General features: G+C 58.6%; 14 protein-coding genes. 12 read left to right on the forward strand and 2 right to left on the reverse strand.

Annotated features, from left to right (window positions below; genetic code table 11):
* Positions 1-416: 416 nt before the first annotated feature.
* Entirely contained in the window at positions 417-701 is a 285-nt protein-coding gene (locus VNM72_06290) for a hypothetical protein (protein ID HXF05008.1), read from the forward strand.
* A gap of 5 nt (positions 702-706) precedes the next feature.
* Complete coding sequence (gene hutH, locus VNM72_06295; GenBank protein HXF05009.1) at positions 707-2,197, forward strand: histidine ammonia-lyase; 1,491 nt, start codon at positions 707-709, stop codon at positions 2,195-2,197.
* Positions 2,198-2,468: 271 nt separating this feature from the next.
* On the opposite strand, the gene VNM72_06300 is transcribed toward hutH, so the two are convergent.
* Both VNM72_06300 and htpX read right to left on the reverse strand, forming a co-directional pair.
* A complete protein-coding gene (locus tag VNM72_06300) occupies positions 2,469-3,551 on the reverse strand; it encodes a TerC family protein (protein HXF05010.1) in 1,083 nt (360 codons plus the stop codon).
* Between the two features lie 146 nt (positions 3,552-3,697).
* Complete coding sequence (htpX, locus tag VNM72_06305; GenBank protein ID HXF05011.1) at positions 3,698-4,555, reverse strand: zinc metalloprotease HtpX; 858 nt, start codon at positions 4,553-4,555, stop codon at positions 3,698-3,700.
* Positions 4,556-5,141: 586 nt separating this feature from the next.
* Between htpX and VNM72_06310 the strand changes: the two genes are divergently transcribed.
* The 10 genes from VNM72_06310 to VNM72_06355 all read left to right on the forward strand — a co-directional run bounded on the left by VNM72_06310 (position 5,142) and on the right by VNM72_06355 (position 16,301).
* A complete protein-coding gene (locus VNM72_06310) occupies positions 5,142-7,040 on the forward strand; it encodes an ATP-binding protein (GenBank protein HXF05012.1) in 1,899 nt (632 codons plus the stop codon).
* The gene (locus VNM72_06315) at positions 7,033-8,412 is read left to right on the forward strand and encodes a sigma-54 dependent transcriptional regulator (GenBank protein ID HXF05013.1); all 1,380 of its coding nucleotides are present in this window, start codon (positions 7,033-7,035) and stop codon (positions 8,410-8,412) included. The genes VNM72_06310 and VNM72_06315 overlap by 8 nt, the downstream gene beginning before the upstream one ends.
* Before the next feature lie 297 nt (positions 8,413-8,709).
* Complete coding sequence (locus VNM72_06320) at positions 8,710-9,885, forward strand: multiheme c-type cytochrome (GenBank protein HXF05014.1); 1,176 nt, start codon at positions 8,710-8,712, stop codon at positions 9,883-9,885.
* 85 nt (positions 9,886-9,970) lie between these two features.
* The gene (locus VNM72_06325; protein HXF05015.1) at positions 9,971-10,333 is read left to right on the forward strand and encodes a cytochrome c; all 363 of its coding nucleotides are present in this window, start codon (positions 9,971-9,973) and stop codon (positions 10,331-10,333) included.
* Between the two features lie 169 nt (positions 10,334-10,502).
* Entirely contained in the window at positions 10,503-10,940 is a 438-nt protein-coding gene (locus tag VNM72_06330; GenBank protein ID HXF05016.1) for a ubiquinol-cytochrome c reductase iron-sulfur subunit, read from the forward strand.
* 6 nt (positions 10,941-10,946) lie between these two features.
* Positions 10,947-12,011, forward strand: coding sequence for a cytochrome bc complex cytochrome b subunit (locus tag VNM72_06335; protein HXF05017.1), 1,065 nt, complete (start codon positions 10,947-10,949; stop codon positions 12,009-12,011).
* A 290-nt stretch (positions 12,012-12,301) separates the two neighbouring features.
* Entirely contained in the window at positions 12,302-13,408 is a 1,107-nt protein-coding gene (locus VNM72_06340; GenBank protein ID HXF05018.1) for a cytochrome c3 family protein, read from the forward strand.
* Between the two features lie 250 nt (positions 13,409-13,658).
* Positions 13,659-14,528, forward strand: coding sequence for an MBL fold metallo-hydrolase (locus VNM72_06345; GenBank protein ID HXF05019.1), 870 nt, complete (start codon positions 13,659-13,661; stop codon positions 14,526-14,528).
* A 196-nt stretch (positions 14,529-14,724) separates the two neighbouring features.
* Positions 14,725-15,954 (forward strand): MFS transporter, encoded by a 1,230-nt coding sequence (locus tag VNM72_06350; protein HXF05020.1) that lies wholly within the window; start codon positions 14,725-14,727, stop codon positions 15,952-15,954.
* 92 nt (positions 15,955-16,046) lie between these two features.
* A complete protein-coding gene (locus VNM72_06355) occupies positions 16,047-16,301 on the forward strand; it encodes a DNA translocase FtsK 4TM domain-containing protein (protein ID HXF05021.1) in 255 nt (84 codons plus the stop codon).
* Positions 16,302-17,816 lie beyond the last annotated feature (1,515 nt).

Genomic DNA, 17,816 nt, shown 5'->3' on the forward strand with positions numbered 1-17,816 from the left:
TCGGACTGAGCGCTCCTCCTTGCTCCCGTATGAGCAGCAATGCCCGAGTGCTCGCATGGATGAATTCGCGGATCTGCCCAATCCCGGGAGTGGTTTCACTCCATCCAGGCCAGCTCACGGCTGAATATTTTCCCCCCCTCGTCCTAAATCTAAACTCGATTACTGGTCACACCTTTATCGGTTGGGCCGACGACATCGCGTCTAAAGAGCACCAATCCGAATGCTCACGGCGGGCTGCGAATCGCACTCATGTGAGCTGCCAGGGATTCATGCTGAACAACTACCATGTCCCGTATGTCCATGACCCCGTTTTATGAAAAACATAAGGGATTCCTGGTGATTACTCCCATTCGATTGCTCATGATGACGGCTTTCTGCTAAGCTGACGATGGTCATTATTGGAGGGGGTACGGGCGATGTTGTGCTACAAATGTCGGAACGAAATCCCCGTCGTGGGAATTCCCGGGCGATTTGATGAATGTCCTCACTGTCGGGCCGAGATGCACTGCTGCTTGAACTGCCGTTTTTACGATCCCTACAAGCCGAATCAGTGCATGGAGCCCGAAGCTGACTACGTCGCCGATAAGGACCGCGCGAACTTTTGCGAATTCTTTCAGCCGAATACCCTTTCATCGGCCCGCCCCTCCTTGCTCTCTGGTGAAGATGCGCGACGGGCATTCGACAAGCTGTTTGGGGAGTGATGTTAATGATCATCCTTGATGGAAATTCGCTGACACTGGACGATGTGAAGGCCGTTGCCGTTTTGGGCGAACCGGTTTCCCTGGCGCCATCTGCCCGCGAGCGGATGGAGGCATCACGGCGCGTCGTCTCCCGTATTGTCGAAAGCGGGCGCGTCGTCTACGGGGTAAATACGGGGTTTGGAAAACTGGGAACGGTAGTGATTCCTCCGGAGGAGATTCGTCAACTCCAGCTCAATCTGCTGCGCAGCCATTGTGTCGGCGTGGGCGACCGCCTGACGCGAGAGGAGACGCGGGCACTGATGGTAACCCGGGCAAATGTGCTGGCCAAAGGCTATTCGGGCGTCCGTCCTCTGCTGGTGGATACGCTGCTCGCCATGCTCAATGCTGGCGTGCATCCGGTGATTCCTTCCAAAGGATCGGTCGGCGCCAGTGGAGATCTCGCCCCGCTGGCTCACCTGGGCCTGGCCATGATCGGCGAAGGTGAGGTCGAATATGACGGTCGGGTCCTTCCGGCTCGCGATGCCCTCGCTCGCGCGGGCATCGAGCCGATCTCTCTCGAAGCGAAGGAAGGTGTGGCACTCATCAATGGGACGCAAGCAATGGTTGCTGTAGGAAGCCTCTGCCTGCTCCGAGCCAAAGAGTTGGCCAACGTGGCGGATGTCGTCGGCGCGATGTCACTCGAAGCACTGCATGGAACAAATGTCGCTTTCGATGCCCGTATCCACGCGGTTCGGCCATATCCCGGTCAAATCGAAGTTGCCGAGCGGTTGTGGCGATTGACTCAGGACAGTGAGATCATGTCTTCGCATCGAGAGTGTCACCGGGTCCAGGATGCCTATAGCCTCCGCTGCATGCCGCAAATTCATGGAGCTGTGCGTGAGGCACTGCGGCATGTGGAGACGATTCTCGCCACCGAACTCAACAGCGCCACCGATAATCCCCTCGTCTTTGCCGAGACCGGCGAGGTCTTATCGGGAGGAAATTTCCACGGTGAGGTTCTGGCGCTCGCCTTCGATTACCTGGGCATGGCTCTGGCCGAACTCGGAGCCGTTTCCGAGCGACGCATTGAACGTTTGGTGAATCCCGATCTGAGCGAGCTGCCTCCCTTCTTGACCACCCAACCCGGACTGTGTTCCGGAATGATGATGCTGCAAATCCTCGCTGTGTCCCTTTGCGGAGAGAACAAGGTTCTCTCTCATCCCGCCTCAGTGGATTCCCTTCCCACCTCCGGCAACAAGGAAGATCATGTGAGCATGGGAATGACTTCGGCTTGGAAGTTGCGCCAGATCGTTGAAAATGTCGCTCAAATCCTCTCTATTGAGGCCATCTGTGCGGCTCAGGGTCTTGATTTTCTGGAACCGCTTCAGCCAGGCCGTGGTGTCCGCGAAGCCCGCCGGCGAGTCCGAAACTATGTCCCCCGGCTGGAAACCGACCGCGTTCTCTATCCGGATCTGGAGCGGATGCGTCAACACCTGTTCGAGCTGGCTGATCTCTGAGACCATTTTCAAGAAGCCGGGCGATCCCCTCCCGAGCACAGCCACCTGAATTACACCTGGGGGTGGAGCGAGAAATCTCGGAAGGCAGAGTAACCGTTGGTTCCCCGGCACACGGCGCAGGTTGAGAACTGCTGGAAGCGCCCACCGCCAGAGCGGGCTTGCGAACGCTGGAAAGATACGGGCTCCCAGGTGAAGTGTGCTGAAAATGGACGAGATCGAAGCTCAATGCGACAACCTCGCCGGGAGAGCCCGCCTTGCATCAAAGTGGCTTTCAGGTCTGCGAGCGTGGACCTTCGGGTTCACAGTCAGCTGCCGATTCTGAAGGAGCCGACGCTGCCCTCGCACGCCGGAGTATTCCCGGTGGGAGGACCAGCGAGAGAATGACCGAAATAGCCAGAATCGTTCCGATGATCATCAGCGAGAGCCCGATGGGAAACATCCCTCCCCAGAGCCGATTGAGCCAGACCATTTTCATCCCGACAAATACCAGGATCAAGGCCAGCCCGTACTTCACCAGGTGAAACCGGTGGATGACCCCTGCCAGCAGGAAATACATCGCACGCAGTCCGAGGACGGCGCAGACGTTTGAGGTGAAGACAATCAGCGGTTCATCGGTCAACGCGAAGATCGCCGGAACCGAATCCACGGCGAAAATAACATCGGTCATCTCAACGAACAACAGCGTGATGAACAACGGCGTGGCGTGCCAGCGACCACCGATCCGGACAAAGAATCTCTGTCCCTGAAGTTCATTCGTCACTGGAACGTGGCGACGAAAGAACCTCAGAAGCGGATTCCGATCGGGTTCCACCTTCATCTCCGGGGCCAGGAGCATTTTGATCCCGGTGATGATCAGGAACCCGCCGAACAGAACGACCACGAGGTGGTACTGCATGAGTGCTGCGCCCAGAGCGATAAAGATCGCTCGGAAAATGAGCGCCCCGAGAATGCCATAGAAAAGAACCCGATGCTGATACCGATCAGGGATGCCGAAGAACTGGAAAACGACGACGAAGACGAAGATATTGTCAACCGCCAGGGACTTCTCGACCACATATCCGGTGAGGAATTCAAGTGCTGACTGTCGTGCCGCACGGGCGGGATCGAAACCGGGGATGGCTAGCAGCCGCTCATCTTGAGCGAAAGCCTCCAGAGCGTAACGATAGAGCCCGTAATTCACCAGCAGGGCCAGAACCACCCAAATGACGCTCCAGATGGCGGCTTCGCGGAAGGACACAGCATGAGCCGTTCGGTGAAAGATACCGAGATCAATCAAAAGGAGCACAAGAACCAGCGCGGTGAAGACAGCATAAACCCACCAGTACTCGGCGAAAGGAAAGAGCGAAATATCCATGGCGATGTTCTCCTGAAAGGCGCTCGCGTCGTGAGATCACCCAAGGAGGCGAGCCAGCGGACGGGAACCCGCCTGTGGGAGCGCCCTGGCAAGCGGGCTTGAGCACGCCGGAGGCGTGCGCTACCGATCCGCTGGTTTCGCCATCACTATCTGATGCGCAATCCGGCCATGGCCTCGAGCCGGGCGATGCGCTCTTCGGTCGAAGGATGCGTGCTGAATAGTTGAATCAAGCCGCCGCCGGAAAACGGATTGATAATGAAGAGATGGGCCGTCGCCGGTGACCCCGACATCATCGGCACCTTCCGGCTCCAGGCTTCGATCTTGCGTAAGGCGCTGGCCAGAGCCAGGGGATTTCCCGTCAGTCGCGCCCCGGACTCGTCGGCGAGGAATTCCCGCGAGCGCGAAATAGCCATCTGAATGAGTGTGGCGACAATCGGCGCCAGGATCACGCCGAGGAGTCCCGCCACTGGGTGGCTGCCCTCATCGTCATCGGAAGATCGGCCTCCGAAGGCAGCTCCCCACATCGCCAGATTCGCCAGCATGCTCAGGGCTCCGGCAATGGTGGCCGTCACCGTCATAATCAGCGTATCCCGATTCCGGATATGTCCCAGTTCATGAGCCAGCACTCCGGCCAGCTCCTCCCGTGTGAGCAATTGCAGGATGCCTTCGGTCACCGCCACGGCAGCATGCTGGGGATTTCGACCGGTGGCAAACGCATTGGGAGCCTCTTCCGGAATAATGTAGACCCGGGGCATGGGCAACCCGGCCCGCGCTGCCAGGTCTCGCACCACAGCATAAAGCTCCGGCGCTTCGGACTCGGTGACCTCGTGGGCTCCATACATACGCAACACAATCCGATCCGAAAACCAGTAGGCGCCAAAATTCATCACGGCGGCCATCACCAGCGCCACCATCAATCCGCCCTGACCGGCAATGGCATGGCCGATCCATAGAAGCAAAGCGGTGAGCAGAGCCAAAAGCATGACCGTCTTGATCTGGTTCATCGCAGTTCCTCCTTTTTCCCTCACAAAGAAAAAGACCTTTTGCGCTCGGACTGTCGCAAAAGGTCTCGATCCGTCAGCCCCCCGGGCTTTCGCTGGTGAACCGGATCGCTTGTTTTTCTGGCGATCGTGTTGACGGCCTCACCAGACCCACAACGGGGCGATCTACTCCCCTTCTTTGTGAGCGCCTATTCTAGCATCTTCTTTGACCCCGTGACAAGCACCTCCCAAAGGTACCAGGCTACTTTCGCGCTCAATGGGGCGTGTGGGATCGCAGCATGTGGAGTGCCCCAGTCAGTAACCCACTGGGAGCAGCCACTTTCACCGGGTTTCGCCATGCCGAAGGCATGCGGCCCATGATGCGGCGAACGATAACGATCTGGGTGCGAATGCCCACCGGGTGGGCCAATGCTCTCAGTGGAGTGGGGAAATATTCCCACCAGGACGCCACCCCTGATGCCCTCGTAAAGGCTGCGTCTTCGGAAAGAGCCCGGGAATACAACCACTTAGCTCACCTTTAGTTGAGAAACAGCGGTCCACCCGAGCGCGAGGAACCGAATTTGCTTAGTCCGGGGGCAGAGGGGAGTGGATGAAGGCGCGACCAATTCATCGGCGGTTAAACGTGCGGATTGGCGGAGGGCTGTTGGCAGCCCTGCTTGTAGTGGGCATTCCGTTTTTCGTCTTCTTCTATCGCTTTCACCAGGAGCAACTGATCGAAGGCCTGAGGCGGTCCTCCGCCGACGTCAGCCAACTGATTCTGATGAATCTGGAACGGCGCATGGTGGAGGCCCAGCCGCATCTGCTGGATGAAGACGTGCGACAGCTTTCCACCTATGCCGGGATCGAGCGGATCGCCATTCTCAATGCCAGCGGCGAGGTCAAGGTGACGTCGGATCGTGAGCTTGATGGTCGTATTTTCACACTGAGAGATCCCTCCTGTCGCATCTGTCATGACGAACAATCGCCATTGCCCTGGCAGACGACCATCATTGAGGAAAGTCGCCGAGGCCGGGTCTTCCGCAGCCTGATGCTTATTGCCAACCGTCCGGCTTGCTTCGACTGTCATTCGTCGAGCCATCATCTCAACGGCATTCTTCTTGTTGATCTCTCAATGGCCCAAGCGCAAAGCCAGCTTCGGTCGGGGATGCAGAAGATGCTCGGCCTGGCAGCAGTGATGGTGGTGGTCACCATTGGTGTTCTCAGCGGGCTGATCAACCGGCTGGTCGTTCGCCGGATTAACCGTCTCTGGCGCACGATGATGGCGATCCGTCAGGGGAACCTTGGCGAACGCGCCCAGGTGGATGGTCAGGATGAAATCGGCGAACTGGCCGAGAGCTTCAACCGAATGACAGCACGGCTGGCCGAATCCGTGCGGGAGATCGAACACCACAAAGAGTATCTGGAGAGCGTCATCAACAGCATCGAAGATGAAATCGTCGTCGTGGACCGTGACCTCCGCATCGTGACGGCCAATACGGCCTATCTGCTCAAATGCGGCCGGCGGAAACAGGACATCCTGGGACAAGCCTGCTTCCTCGTGTCGCAGGATTCGTCCGTGCCCTGCAACCAGTCGCTCGCCGAACGGTGCCCGGCGCAGGCCACATTCAAGACCGGCCGGGTGAATAAGGTCCTCCACCGGTTTGTTACTTCCGACGGACAGGAGCGATACATCGAGATCTATTGCTATCCCTTGCGGGATGATGCCGGACAGGTCTTCCAGGCCATCGAAGTCAAACGCGACATCACCGAGCGGCGTTTCCTGCAGGCCCACCTGAGTCATTCGGAACGGCTGGCGACGCTCGGCCTTCTCGCCTCGGGGATCTCGCACGAGATTAACAATCCTCTGGCTTCGATCATCGCCTGTACGGAGGGGATTCAACGACGGCTCCTGACTCGGCCTCCTCACGCGGCGGCCATGACGGCCGAGGAATTCCAGGAGTACCTCGAACTGATTCACAAAGAAGCCATGCGGGCCAAGGCGATCACTGATCGCTTGCTCATTCTCTCCCGTCGTTCCCAGTCCCCGACCGATCTCGTGTCGCCCAATCAGTCTCTGTCGGAGACACTCTCTCTGCTCCGCTTCCAGGCGGAGGAGCGAGGAGTTGAGATCATCGAAGAGCTGGATCCGCGCGTCCCTCACATCCGAGCAGACGATCCGGGGTTGCGCCAGGTCTTTCTCAATCTTCTGCTGAATGCGCTGCAAGCCATCGAGGGACCGGGACAAATCCGGGTGCGGACGTCAGCCGAGCCCGAAAGTGTCGTGATTTCTATCGAAGATACCGGTTGCGGGATTGCTCCCGAAGACCTCCCGCGAATCTTCGAGCCGTTCTTCTCCCGGAAGGCTGGACGAGGAGGAACAGGTCTGGGTCTGTTCATCTCCAAAGTTCTGGTCGAGCAAATGGGGGGAACGATCACGGTTCAGAGCCAGCCGGGAGAAGGTTCGTGCTTCGTCATTCGGTTTCCTCTGGAGGATACAACCGATGCGTGAAACTGTAGTGCAAGAGGCGACAGAAAGCACTCCGTTACGTCTGCTCGTCGTTGACGACGAGGAGACGTTTCGCCGGGTCGCCGTGCGAGAGCTGGCGGCAATGGGTTTTGATGTGCGGGGCGTCTCCAGCGGAGAGGAGGCGCTCGATCTGCTCGAGCAACAGGATGCCGATGTTATTCTCCTGGACATCAAGCTGCCGGGAATGGATGGTCTGGAGACACTTCGGGCCATCAAAGAGAGCCGACCGCTCGCGGAAGTGATCATGCTCACGGGCCACGGCACGATCGAGACGGCGATTCGCTCGATTCGCCTGGGAGCCTACGACTACCTGACCAAACCCTGTAAGCTGGAAGAGCTGGAGGCCATCATCCTTAAAGCGGGCGAGAAGAAAGCCCTTCAGCAGGAGAATCGTCTCCTGCGCCAGGAGCTGGCGCGCCGGGACCGCCTCGATGAGTTCATCGGTCGCAGTCAGGCCCTGCGGGAAACCGTGCAGCTCATCGAGAGAGTCGCCGCTACCGATCATACCGTCCTCATCCTCGGTGAAAGCGGTGTGGGCAAGGAACTGGCCGCTCGGGCCATCCATCGCCTCAGCGCCCGCCGCGACAAACCTTTCGTCGTCGTGGACTGCACCTCGCTTCAGGAAGACCTCTTGCAGAGCGAACTCTTCGGTCACGAGAAAGGAGCCTTCACCGGAGCCGTCTCCCTCAAACACGGACTCTTTGAAGTCGCCGATACAGGAACGATCTTCCTCGACGAAGTGGGGGAACTGAGCCTGTCGCTTCAAGCGAAGCTTCTGCGCGTGCTCGAGACCCGGTCGTTTCGTCGTCTGGGTGGAGTGCGAGATATCCCGGTGAATGTTCGTATCATCGCTGCCACCAATCGTGACCTTGAACGCCTGAAAGCCGAAGGACGGTTCCGCGAAGACCTCTACTATCGCCTTCACGTCGTCCCCGTGGTGATCCCTCCACTCCGCGAGCGCCGCGAAGACATCGAACCGCTGGTGCAGTACTTCCTCTCCCGCAACCTGGTTCCTGCGAGAGGCAGAAAACGAATCACGCCCGAGGCCCTTCGGCTTTTGGTTAACTACCACTGGCCGGGAAATGTCCGGGAGCTAAAAAACGTCATCGAGCGAGCCGTCATTCTCGCCGATGGGGACACTATTGATGTCGAACATCTCCCCAGCAATCTCCGCTTTCGGCCTCCCTTCCTTTCGGAGACAACATCCGCCGAGTATCCCTCGCTCGAGGAAGTCGAGCGGATGTACATTGCCCGGCTTCTCAAAGAATTCCAGGGCAATCGCACTCAGGTGGCCCGCGTCCTCAAAATCAGCGAACGAACCCTCTACCGGAAGATCAGGAGATACGGTCTGTGACAGTCGAACAAGCGCCCTCCTCATGCTGCGACCGCTGACCGTTGACGCAAGTCCGAGGACCGGACCCTGACATTTTGTCAGCCCCGCCTGGAACCGAGAAAAACGAATCACTAACGGGCGACCCTCACGATGGGCCTGACATTTTGTCAGTTCCCGACGGGTTTCCAAACGAACGGCTGAGATGGCAACTCACCTTGTTCCACACGCTTACCATCGGGAGTCCCGTGTGGAACGCCGCTTGCTTTTACGCTGGTGGTACGATGAAGACATAGTCGGCAAAAGTAAGGAGTGAACCAGATGAGCACGCGCCGGAGGATGACCATCTTCCTTGGGCTGGCTGGATTGAGCGCCGTCCTCCTGGGAGCCTGTCGCACCGAAGAGCCTCCGGCGACAATTGACTTTCAACCGGGACGATTCACTTCGTCCGAACGTTGCGGCACCTGCCACAGGGACATCTACTCGGCCTGGCGGGGCTCCCGACATGCGGCTTCGGTGGAGGGGGCCATCTTCAAGACATCCTACCAGCAGGCTCTGGAAGCGACTTCGGGACAGGCCAAGAACATCTGCCCCCTCTGTCACGCCCCCACGGTGGTGGTGAGCGGCGACTGGGACCTCACCGAGCCCATCACCCGCGAAGGCATCACCTGTGACTTCTGTCATTCGCTGACGGGAACTGACCTGTCTCAACCGGGGCATCCGTTTCTTCTCGACGTGAGTGATGTCAAGCGAGGCCCCATCCGGGATGCTGTTTCAACCGGACATCGGGTTCTCTTCTCGGAGTTCCATCTCACTTCCGAACAGTGTGCCGGATGTCATGAGTATCGGAACGCTCACGGCGTCGAGCTTTTGACGACCTACAGCGAATGGAAGCGGTATCGGGAGCGAGGGGGCGACAAGACCTGCCAGCAATGCCACATGCCGCAGGTTCTGGCCAATATCGTTGATCCCAAGGTGAAGCGCCTGCAGGGAGCTTTCGTCAATCTCCATTTCATGCCGGGCGGCCATTCCCGCGATCAATTGGTGAAATCGCTCTCGCTGCGGATTGCCGAAGTGGTGAGAACTTCCTCAGGAGTTCGCGTCAAAGTCACGGTGAGCAACGTCGGAGCAGGCCATGCCGTCCCGACCGGCAGTCCCACCCGGAAGATCATCCTTCGCCTGACGGTCACCGGGAGCGAGGGGACGTCAGCTCACGCCGAACGCCTCTATCAACGCGTCGTCGCCGATGAGCGCGGCCAAGAAATCATCATGGACAGCCATCTCTTCACCCACGCCCGCATGATGGTGCGAGACACTCGGCTTCAGCCCGGCGAACAACGCACCGAGGAGTTTTTCTTCCCGGCCCGCTCGATGGAGAACCTGACGGTGACGGCCACGCTCACCTATCTTTATTCACCACACGCTCGCAAAGAAACCGAAACGCGCATCGAATTCGCCAGCGAGAAAAAGGAATTATTGGCCAGGTGGATGCGATAGGTATACAACACGTGTCGGGCAGACTTACGAGGCTGCAACCACGCGAGCTGGCCGGAAAGTCCGCGCCATCTTTTGGGAGGAACGTATGGTACGACACGCCCTCATCATCATCGCCCTTGTCGCATTGGGCCGCATTGGATTTCCCGCTCCGGATCAAAAAGGGGATGTTCGTGCCGGAGCGATTCTTCACAAACAACATTGTCTCCGCTGCCACGGAGAGAAAGGTCGGGGAGACGGTCCGGCCAGTCGCTTGCTCACACCAAAGCCTCACGACTGGTCCGACAAAGAGTATATGGCCAAGTTCTCCGACGATGATCTCTATAAAATGATCGCCAAGGGCGGGCCGGCCGTGGGGAAATCGAAACTGATGACAGCCTTTGAAGGGAAACTCAAAGAAGCCGACATTCGCAATCTCATCGCCTTCATTCGCGCGCAGGCCGCCAAGTGAACGCAACCCGGTGGGGAGAAGCCCCCGCCGAGCGACACGGGCTGTTGCCGGTCGGGCAGCTTCTCCCTCCGCACGAAGGAAAGAGAGGCGGGCATCAGCGACCAAATCCGTAACTGACGAACCTTCTTTTCCGTCATTCGCGCGGTTCGCTGGCGCAGAGGAGGAGGTCATGGATGACAGGACCACGTTGCGACGGAAACTCCTTCATTACCTGATGGGCACCAGTGTGGGAGCAACTCTGGTCGCCATCTTCTATCCGATCCTCAAGTTCATGATCCCCCCGCCAACAAGTGAAGCGACGCAGAACTCGGTGGTGGCCGGAAAAGTCACCGATCTGGTCCCCAATTCGGGAAAGATTTTCAAGTTCGGCAACAAGCCGGGACTCCTCATCCGCACGGCCAGCGGCGAGTTCAAAGCCTTTTCGGCCGTGTGCACGCATCTGGATTGCATCGTCCAGTATCGTCCGGACATGAAGATCATCTGGTGCGCCTGTCACAACGGTCAATACAACTTGAGCGGGCAAAACATCGCCGGCCCTCCGCCGCGCCCGCTGACACAGTATACGGTCAATCTCCGGGGCGATGACATCATCGTCACCAAGGGATAGACGGCCATGAGCACGGAAACTCTGCGGGCCTGGCTCGACGAGCGGATTGGCCTTCAGTATCTCATTGAACTGGCGCGGAAAAAGGACGTTCCGCTTCATCGTCACACCATCTGGTACTACTTCGGCGGCATGACGCTCTTTCTCTTCGTCGTCCAGGTGGTCACCGGCATCTTACTTTTGCTCTATTATCGTCCCAGCGCCGAGAATGCCTTTGAGAGCGTGCAGTTCATCATGACCGATGTGGAGTTCGGCTGGCTCATCCGTTCGATTCATAGCTGGTCGGCAAACCTGATGATCGCCACGCTGATGATCCACATGTTCAGCGCCTATTTCTTGAAAGCCTATCGCCGCCCCCGCGAGTTGACCTGGATGAGCGGTGTTCTCCTTCTCGGTCTGGCACTGGCCTTCGGCTTCAGCGGCTACCTTCTGCCCTGGAACAAACTGGCCTTCTTCGCCACCAAGGTGGGAACTGACATCGCCGGCGATCTCCCCGTGATCGGTCCTTTTCTGTTGCGATTCCTTCGCGGAGGAGACGATGTGACCGGAGCGACGCTGACCCGCTTTTTCGGCTTTCATGTCGCGATCTTGCCAGCGCTGACGACGTTCGTTCTCGCGCTCCATCTCCTTCTCGTTCAGAAGCACGGTATGAGCGTGCCCCCATCGCTCACGTCACACAACCTGCCGAGGATGAAATTCTTCCCCAACTTCTTCCTGCGCGATCTCATCGGCTGGATCCTCGCCGTCGGCGTGCTGGCGGCGCTGGCGGCGCTCTTCCCCTGGCAATTGGGAGAGAAAGCCGATCCCTTCGCTCCCGCGCCGGCAGGGATCAAACCCGAATGGTACTTCCTCTTCATGTTCCAAACGCTGAAGCTGTTGCCCGGAAGGATTCTCTTCATTGAAGGGGAAGTCATCGGCATCCTGGCGTTTGTCATCGGAGGAATCGTCTGGTTGCTCGTTCCTTTCCTCGACCGCCCGGAAGAGAACAGCCGTCGCACCCGCTGGTTCACGTTCGCCGGGATCGTTCTCGTCATCTATATCGCCACTATGACCATTGTGGGATACCTGAGTTGAAGGAGGCTGAAGCGATGATCACAGCCATAGCCCGGGTGACGATTTCGTCAAGCGAGAGCGCTCGCCTTCACCTTCGCCGTTCCCGCAACCCGTCATCGCGGGGGGACGGATGTGGGATCCGAGCGACTCCTGAGGTATCCAGTACTCGCGAGCGGCCCCGGACATGGTTCCGATCGGTCATCATCGGCCTCCTTTGTCTTTGCCCAACGGTCGTATCGGCGCAGAAGAAGGATTCCTGCTGGGAGTGTCACTCGGCTTTAGAGGGACCTCTGCTTGACCCGGTGACCCGGATGAACACCGACATCCACCGCCAGCGGGGGTTCTCTTGCGCCGACTGTCACGGGGGTGATCCGGCAACGGATGATCCGACGGAGTCAATGAATCCCCGCAAGGGGTTCATCGCGCGGCCTGCGCCAAAGGATGTTCCCGCCTTTTGTGGACGCTGCCACAGCAGCGCCGACCTGATGAAGAAATTCAATCCGGCTCTGCGAGTGGATCAGGAGCGGGAATATTTCACCAGCGTTCATGGCAAGCGCCTCCGCGCAGGCGATACGAAAGTAGCCACCTGCATCGCCTGTCACGGGGCTCACGGGGTGCGCAAGATCAACGATCCGCTCTCGCCAGTCTATCCGTTAAATGTGGCGGAAACCTGCGCGAGCTGTCACGCCAAGGCCGATTACATGGCGGGGTATCGCATCGCACACGACCAGTATGACAAGTACAAACGGAGCGTCCATGCTCGAATGCTCTATGAGCAGCAAGACCTCTCGGCTCCCACGTGCAACGATTGTCACGGTAATCACGGAGCGACGCCTCCCGGCGTTACCTCCGTGGCCAACGTGTGCGGTCAATGCCACACCCGCCAATCGAGCCTCTTTCAGAACAGCCCGCACAAGGCGGCTTTCGACGCCCTGCAACTGGCCGAGTGCACCCAGTGCCACGGCAATCACGACGTCCTCTCGCCCCGCGATGACATGCTCGGCGTGACACCACCGGCGGTCTGTATCACCTGCCACCGCGAGGGAGATCGTGGGTATCAGATCGCGGAAAAAATGAGGCAGCGCATCGAAGAGCTGAAGCGACGATTGCACGAGGCCACCGAGATTCTCGACCGGGCCGAACGCGCCGGCATGGAGGTCAGTCGGGCGAAATTTGAGCTGAACGAGACGCGCGATGCCCTCACGCACGCCCGCGTCCTCGTTCATTCGTTTTCGCTCGATGAGCTGGAATCGGTCATCGGCCCCGGCCTCCAGCAAGCCGACCGCGTCTATCGAGCCGGACAAGCGGCGCTCGCCGAACTGAGCTTCCGCCGGAAGGGCCTGGGTGTGTCGCTCTTTTTCATCCTCTTTCTCGCCCTTCTCGTTTACCTCAAGATCCGGGACCTCGAAGGACGCTAGCGCGACTCCCCTTCGGCGAGAAGAGGCGATGGGATAGAGCGCCGGCCGTCTCCCCCTTTTCAGCCTTCGACAAAATTCAACCCTGGTCTTCCCCCTCCTGTGCGTCATCGGAGACTTGATGCTCCGTGTGATGTCCTTCACGGCATCATGAGGAATCCTGAAAAAGGAGAGTTCGCGCAGAAGGGCCGTCGGCCTTGACCAGCCGAAGCGAACATGTTAAAGAGTGCGGCGGCATACGGGGCGAATCATCATGGCGCGATGGAATCAACGACTCCCGGGGAACGCCGACGGAGACTTCTTCGTGGATGCCACCTGCATTGATTGCGATCAATGTCGGCAAATTGCTCCCACCGTCTTTCGCGCGCACGGGGATTACTCCATCGTTTATCATCAACCAGAAACCGAAGCCGAGCGGCAGCGGGCGCTCATGGCTCTGGTCACCTGTCCCACGGCATCCATCGGTACGATGACCAAGCAAGACATAAGGGGCGCCGTAGCTGCCTTTCCCGAACGCATCGAGGGGGACGTGTACTTCTGCGGATTTGCTTCGGAGAAATCGTTCGGGGCGTCGAGCTACCTCATCGTGCGCCCCGAAGGAAACGTGCTGGTGGATTCGCCGCGATTCGCTACTCCTCTGGTGCGCCGGATCGAGGCGATGGGTGGCGTCGCCCTCATGTTCCTCACGCATCGTGACGATGTGGCCGATCATGAGAAATTCCACCGACACTTCGGCTGTCAGCGGATTCTGCACGAGGCCGATGTGACCCGCGCGACAGCGGGCGTTGAGATGAAAATCAGCGGGCGGGATCCCGTGCGACTGGCCGAAGATTTGCTCATCATCCCCACGCCCGGTCATACGCGCGGGCATCAGGTGCTCCTTTACCGGGATCGGTTCCTCTTCACTGGCGACCACCTCTGGGGGAGCGAAGAGGGAGAGGTGGTAGCGTCTCGTCGTGTGTGCTGGTATTCGTGGAACGAGCAGGTGCGCTCCATCAAGCGACTCGTGGGCCTTCCTTTCGAGTGGATATTGCCGGGTCATGGGCGTCGCCTTCACGCTCCGGCTCAACGGATGCAACATCTGCTCAGGATGTACCTCCGGCGTCTCGGCGAGGGACGATGACGATCTCAGCCGTATTGAGTGGCTCTGTGAGTAACGATCTCGCTCAGCGCAAAGACGCGCGGGGTAGAAGCGCGGAATCCCTTCCTCGGAGACAGCGGGCAGTTCATATTTTCACACGCCCTGTCGTCCGTGGCATCACTTCCGAAACGGAGAGCCGGCATCGGTGTGCGCGCAGATCAACGGTCGAGGTGAATGGATGAAAGCCACAGCCTGGATGCGGGAGATTTCGACCGACCAACGGCGAGCGCTCGTTGCTGCGGCGCTCGGATGGATGCTCGACAGCATGGATGTCATGCTCTATGCGATGGTGCTTGCGCATCTCATGCGCGACCTCAAAATGAGCACGGCCACAGCCGGATTGCTCGGATCGCTCACGTTGCTGGCTTCGGCTGTGGGTGGCGTCCTTTTCGGCATTCTCGCTGACCGCGTGGGCCGAACTCGGGCGCTCATGGCCAGCATCCTCGTCTATTCGATCTTTACGGCGGCCTGCGGTGTCGCACAGACTATTGGCCAGCTTGCGCTTTTTCGCGTCCTGCTTGGCCTGGGAATGGGAGGTGAATGGGCGACCGGTGCCGCCCTTGTGGCCGAAACGTGGCCTCCGGAACATCGGGGCAAAGCGCTCGGACTCATGCAAAGTTCCTGGGCCATTGGCTACGCTCTGGCGGCCGGGATCACGGCGCTTGTTCTCCCCCGGTTTGGCTGGCGGGCGGTCTTTTTCGTCGGCATTGCTCCGGCACTGGTGACCGTGTGGATTCGGCATTCGCTCCGCGAGCCCGACATCTGGCAACGCAGCCGCCATACTCGGACATCTTCGCGCCCATCGCTGATGGAAATCTTTCGCTATCCTCTGCGCCGCCACACGCTCACGACGACGCTCATGAATGCCAGTTCGATGTTTGCCTGGTGGGGACTCTTCACCTGGATTCCTCCGTTTCTTGCTCTCCCGCCGGAGAAAGGCGGAGCCGGATTGAGCATTGTTCAAACCTCCACGTGGGTCATCCTCATGCAGGCGGGGATGTGGGTCGGCTACGTTACCTTCGGCTTCATCAGCGACTCCATCGGGAGAAAACCCACTTATATCGCCTACCTGTTGGCCGCTGCTTTGCTCGTTCCCCTCTATGGAATGACGCGACATCCAACGGTGCTGCTTCTGCTCGGACCGCTGGTGGCGTTTTTTGGCACCGGGTATTTCAGCGGATTCGGAGCGATCACGGCTGAACTTTTTCCCACCTCGATTCGAGCGACAGCCCAAGGATTCACCTACAACATCGGTCGAGGAGCCAGCGCCCTGGCTCCCTTCACCATTGGTTCGTATGCCGAGACGCACGGGCTGGGGCTGGCCTTTATGATCACTGCCGCCGCCTATCTCCTGGCAGCCCTCATCGCCTTCGCCCTCCCGGAAACCAAAGGGAAGGCGCTCGACTAAACCGGATGTGCCAGCCTCCGAGAGCAAATGACCCAGCCGTCCGCACAAATACCCACTTCTCCGGTCATCACAGGCGGTGGCAATTTCCGAACGTGCCCGACGGAATTTCGGTTAGCCGAAATCCGCTCCAGCCATCATGTTCGGTTCTCACTCCGACAGTCGCGCACTCCTCGCGCTCGCGCCTGGATGAGGTGCTGGGGATTTTCCGCCTCTTCCTCAGTCTCGCTCCGGCGCTGAGTCTGGTCTCTTACGATCCCGGCGATCCCTCCTGGAACACGGCGACGAGCAAAACCAGCGCCAGTAACTGGATCGGCATCATCGAAGCTCACTGGGCCGACCTTTCTTAGAGCGATTTTCACCTGCCTGTACCCCGGGAGCGCCCGCATCCTTCGGGCAGAGGCAGGCAAGAAGCGTGTACTTCCAGAGTAAACTCAGTTGCAATTGCCCTACGCTGGGGCTGCCAACAACTCGGTCGGTTAGGCGTAGTTGACGTGATATTGATCAGCTCGCTTGCTCAGACCGTGGTATGGCCGACGCACGAACTCCCCACTCGAGACTCACGCAGTTACCCCCAACACTGCGCGATGATTTCGGCGTAGTTTCGCATACCGAGCCCCGAGAGTTACACAGTTACTCCCCAACACCCTTTGTGTGAAGGGGAGCAGTCCTCAGGTACGCGACAGTGACATCCTGTCGGATTGTCGGAAGTTCCAGGCGGCAGACTGCCCCTGACAGGGAAGAACGCCACCGAGAATGAGCACTCCCCTGACGAGATAATTTTTCTCTAGATGGTATGATTAGAAGCCCCATCTTTCACCGAAAAGACGGGGATCAACTCCTGACGCGAAAGTGTCGGTGCCAATTGGGATCCCCTCATGTTCGCCTTCCTTACTGAGGGGAGAGGTTAACCCCATGTGGAGGAGACCTTTAAGAACTCCAGTTCCACATCCATACGCCCCGGCGTACGCCGTGCGCCCCCAGCAATGTGCTAAAGATTTCCTGAGCTGTGTAATCGCTTGAAAGCCTGAAGACCAAGCTTACTATCCCGATGAAACGCTTCAAGGCAAGACCAATGGAGTAAAAATCTTTCACGGAACCGATCTCTTTGGCGCAGAAGCTGACGGGGGGTCATGAGAGGCATCCATTGTGGAACGGGTGATGATTCTGCAGGTGGGGATGGTGTGAGAGGGTCCATTCCAAACCAAGCAGCAGCGCGGTCAGGGGATTAGTCTCAATCAGTGGGAGGAGCCGGCTGAACGAGGAGAGCCGGGCAGAGGTAACGGTTATTGAATCGGGGGGCTGGAGGCGATAGTGAGGCGACTGAAGCAGTCTTGGAGGACGTCAGCAGCAACCCAATCTCGGCTTCAGGCGAACTGAAACACTGACGATGACTCAGCTAAAGACCATTTTGTGCTCGACTAGAAGTCATCCCCAGAAGGGGTTGAGAGACAAGAGGGAGTGAATATGACGCGGAAGAAGAATCCGGCGGCATGGTGCAGGAAGAGATCTATTACTGTCTGGCGAAGTAACGCGACAGCGGGCTTTGATGACCTGAGATGCTTCGAAGGCTCTCAATTCATATGGATTAGGAGTGCTGTGAAGAGAACTCCCCGTGATACAGCTTCACGAGGACTGTCCATCGGCAGCTCAAAGAACGGACCGGAGGTGGCCTCCGGGTTGATCTCGGGCGGGCGTCTCTGAACCCACTTGCTGACCACCACGCGCTGCGCTCTCGATGAGGGCTTCAACGGGGGACGGTCCATCCAAGCAAGGGGATCGCCGGTGGCGAAGAGTCACGTTGGCAGGGGAATACAGCTTATGATCTTGACCGATGGCGTGGGGAGTCGGCTGGCAGTGCAGCT

It is taken from the genome of Blastocatellia bacterium (assembly GCA_035573895.1).
Taxonomy (GTDB): domain Bacteria; phylum Acidobacteriota; class Blastocatellia; order HR10; family HR10; genus DATLZR01.

Excerpts from the sequence above, each read along its gene's own strand:
- htpX (HXF05011.1), bottom strand. The coding sequence starts at position 4,555 with ATGAACCAGATCAAGACGGTCATGCTTTTGGCTCTGCTCACCGCTTTG.
- VNM72_06335 (HXF05017.1), top strand. The coding sequence starts at position 10,947 with ATGAGCACGGAAACTCTGCGGGCCTGGCTCGACGAGCGGATTGGCCTT.
- VNM72_06340 (HXF05018.1), top strand. The coding sequence starts at position 12,302 with ATGAACACCGACATCCACCGCCAGCGGGGGTTCTCTTGCGCCGACTGT.
- VNM72_06330 (HXF05016.1), top strand. The coding sequence starts at position 10,503 with ATGGATGACAGGACCACGTTGCGACGGAAACTCCTTCATTACCTGATG.
- VNM72_06310 (HXF05012.1), top strand. The coding sequence starts at position 5,142 with ATGAAGGCGCGACCAATTCATCGGCGGTTAAACGTGCGGATTGGCGGA.
- hutH (HXF05009.1), top strand. The coding sequence starts at position 707 with ATGATCATCCTTGATGGAAATTCGCTGACACTGGACGATGTGAAGGCC.
- VNM72_06320 (HXF05014.1), top strand. The coding sequence starts at position 8,710 with ATGAGCACGCGCCGGAGGATGACCATCTTCCTTGGGCTGGCTGGATTG.
- VNM72_06300 (HXF05010.1), bottom strand. The coding sequence starts at position 3,551 with ATGGATATTTCGCTCTTTCCTTTCGCCGAGTACTGGTGGGTTTATGCT.
- VNM72_06325 (HXF05015.1), top strand. The coding sequence starts at position 9,971 with ATGGTACGACACGCCCTCATCATCATCGCCCTTGTCGCATTGGGCCGC.
- VNM72_06315 (HXF05013.1), top strand. The coding sequence starts at position 7,033 with ATGCGTGAAACTGTAGTGCAAGAGGCGACAGAAAGCACTCCGTTACGT.
- VNM72_06350 (HXF05020.1), top strand. The coding sequence starts at position 14,725 with ATGAAAGCCACAGCCTGGATGCGGGAGATTTCGACCGACCAACGGCGA.
- VNM72_06345 (HXF05019.1), top strand. The coding sequence starts at position 13,659 with ATGGCGCGATGGAATCAACGACTCCCGGGGAACGCCGACGGAGACTTC.
- VNM72_06290 (HXF05008.1), top strand. The coding sequence starts at position 417 with ATGTTGTGCTACAAATGTCGGAACGAAATCCCCGTCGTGGGAATTCCC.